The sequence below is a fragment of the Magnetococcales bacterium genome (assembly GCA_015232395.1).
Lineage (GTDB): Bacteria > Pseudomonadota > Magnetococcia > Magnetococcales > JADFZT01 > JADFZT01.
Genome location: JADFZT010000042.1, coordinates 1 through 2,705, shown reverse-complemented (window position 1 = coordinate 2,705; position 2,705 = coordinate 1). Strand labels below are relative to the sequence as shown.

At 50.2% G+C, this 2,705-nt stretch carries 3 protein-coding genes; 1 reads left to right on the top strand and 2 read right to left on the bottom strand.

Annotation, left to right across the window (positions count from 1 at the left end):
* Positions 1 to 279: 279 nt before the first annotated feature.
* Entirely contained in the window at positions 280 to 1,641 is a 1,362-nt protein-coding gene (locus tag HQL52_12265) for an oligosaccharide flippase family protein (protein ID MBF0370221.1), read from the bottom strand.
* A 328-nt stretch (positions 1,642 to 1,969) separates the two neighbouring features.
* Between HQL52_12265 and HQL52_12260 the strand changes: the two genes are divergently transcribed.
* Positions 1,970 to 2,431: a hypothetical protein gene (locus HQL52_12260; GenBank protein ID MBF0370220.1), complete on the top strand. Its 462-nt coding sequence runs from the start codon at positions 1,970 to 1,972 to the stop codon at positions 2,429 to 2,431.
* Between the two features lie 17 nt (positions 2,432 to 2,448).
* On the opposite strand, the gene HQL52_12255 is transcribed toward HQL52_12260, so the two are convergent.
* The coding region (locus HQL52_12255) for a hypothetical protein (GenBank protein MBF0370219.1) at positions 2,449 to 2,705 on the bottom strand (257 nt) is incomplete at its 5' end.

Genomic DNA, 2,705 nt, shown 5'->3' with positions numbered 1-2,705 from the left:
CAGGCGTCCGGACTGGAGGTGGGTTACGCCCAACGACAAAGCCTGTTTCAGAGAGAGCGTCTGATTGGGGGAAGACATGCCGGACCCTCATCGCAAAAAGAAAATGATACGCCACCGGCGATTGGTGGCTGGACAGATCAGATTGGCCGGTTAGGGCATTGAGATGTTCCTATGGACCATTTGGGAAGCCGGGAGTGGATATAAACGATAGCCAATAGTGTGGGTTTGTTAGAAAAAAACATTTTAAAACATAATATTAAATCGTTTCAAAGAAAAGCATTACGAGATGGGCTTGGTTTCCATACTACCCTGTCGCAACTCCAAAAGGAGGTAAAAACCGCCTGATATCAGGATAACCCAGCCCGCTATTCGGATGATGGGATGATCATAAAACAGCAAACCTGTGCCAAATACCAGGCTGGAACCCAGGAGGATGGTTAGTAGATCACGGGTTTTATGGGGTTGACCAGGGCAGGCCCGGGTTGCGACCCAATGAAACCCCATCAACACCAAAATTTCTGTAATAACAGTGGCTACCAAGGCACCATACACCCCCATAGCCGGTATCAAAAACAGATTGAGGGTAATGTTGGTCCCAGCAGCCAGGCCGGAGACAATCAGTTTTTGGCGGTTAAAATCTGTCCCGGAGATGATCGCAGAATCAGCAAAACGTAGAAAGCTGATTAAAAAAAGAGGCGACATCAGTACCAAAAGGGGGGCTGAGGCGGAAAAATCGGCCCCATAGATCAGCCAGATGAGGTCAGAAGCACAAAAACCCACCCCAATGGTCAGAATGGCGCCAGCCAGCAGGTTTAGGCGACGGGGATGGAATAATACACCATGCACCTTGGAGAACCATTGATTCCCCATATATTCCGTAACCTGGGGATAACTGATATCAAGCAGTACCGTAGGCAGGACCATGCCCACCGCTATAATGCGATAACTTGCTGAATAAAAACCGATATCCTGACTGGCTACCCCCATATGTTTGAGCATGACGATGTCGATTTGAATAAAGACGACGACGACCGCTGCATGGAGGAGGTAGCTCCAACTGTTTTGGATGGTCTCCAGAAATTCGGATCGGGAAGGAAAATTTAATCGTGGTCGATTGCGGCGAAAAAAGGCCCACAGATAGCCAACCCGTCCCACCGAAAAGGACCAGTAACAGGCCATCAATGATTTGCCAATGCCACCGCCCACCGTGGCAGCTGTCAAGAAAAGCAGCTTTTCCAATACGTTCAGACTTGCTTCCTGCTGAAACTGACGGCGACAGTAGAGCCAGGAACGGGCTGTGACCACCAGGGCGTTTAAATAGAAGGAGATGAGAAGAATCAACAGCAAGGGGGAGGGGGCAAACCAGAGAGTGGCCAACAGGATGATCAAAAAGAGTCCACTTTTGGCCATGATGAGAGTGGCTAGAGGATCTTTTCCATCAGTCGCTTTGGCTAGAAGGGGGACTTGGTAAAAATTACCGCCCAGGTCAAAAAGAATGAAAAGAAGGGTGCAAACGGTGAATAAATAGGAAAAATCTCCGAACGCTTCCGCTCCAAAAATGCGCGCGAAACCAGCGAAAAAAACAAACATGGCCCCTTTTTCAACACCTCGGGCCAATAGTTGGGGTAGGCTGCCACGCATTTTTTGTCTCTAGAGGAAATAAGGAGCTGAAAAAGCGCCTGTTATCCCCTCAGTATGAGGTTGGGCTGCCTGTTTTTGCCATCGGCCTGGCCATTTTTGACTCCTGCTTGCGTCTTGCCCAACGTTCGCTTTGATCCGTCAAGCAGAGTGGGAAAAAGCCTCATGACCAACCTGGTCGCCACAATTTTCCCCAATTCACTATACGAACCAATATGCTACAGCCGCTGCACACGCCCAACTGCCGGATCTATAGTAGGCCTGCCTAAGAATTAGACGCTCTTCTCTGGTTCGTCATCCCCGCGAAGGCGGGGATCCAGGGAGATAATCATTGCCCTCAAGGAAAAACCAAATTTTCAGAAAGGCCAGAGTTTTGCTGAAAGTGAAGCAATATTTGGAAAGCATCGTGCCAGACACCCTGGATTCCCGCCTTCGCGGGAATGACGAAAAAAGGGCAATGGCATCTGTCCAATTTTTGATTCGAATGGCAATAGGCGCTCTTCATCTGACTCGTCATCCCCGCGAAGGCGGGGATCCAGGGAGAGCATCTTGGCCCTCAAGGAAAAGCCAAACCTTCAGAAAGGCCAGCGTTTTTCTAAAAGTGATGCAAGATTTGGAAAGGGTCGTGCCAGGACTCCTGGATTTCCGCATTTACGGGAATGACGGCAAAAGTGCAACGGCATATGTCCAGTTCTTGATTGGAATTGCAATATTATTGATTCATGGTGTGATATCAACGTGTGACATCAACGAATGGAAAAAAAAACGGCGGCCCGAAGGCCGCCGTAGATGAGGCTATTTGCGTAACGCTTACCGGAGGTAACCGTCGGCATCGCCATTGATGGTGATGGGCGTGGTGGGAATGACGTCCATGGTGGTGCGGCCGTCAGTACCGGCTTTGGTGATGGCCGTGACCAGAATCTGGGCTTGAGGGCCGTTAACGGTCAGGGTCATGTCAGCTTGATAGGTGCCGGTGGTGGTCATGTTGCCGCCGCCCGCCGCTGAAGCTGCAGTGACATCCGAACCGATGATGAACAGGGAGCCACCAGCGGAAACAGTGCCGAGGG

What these genes read in the sequence shown, in the direction of transcription:
- HQL52_12265 (MBF0370221.1), bottom strand. Translation starts at nt 1,641, where the DNA reads ATGCGTGGCAGCCTACCCCAACTATTGGCCCGAGGTGTTGAAAAAGGG.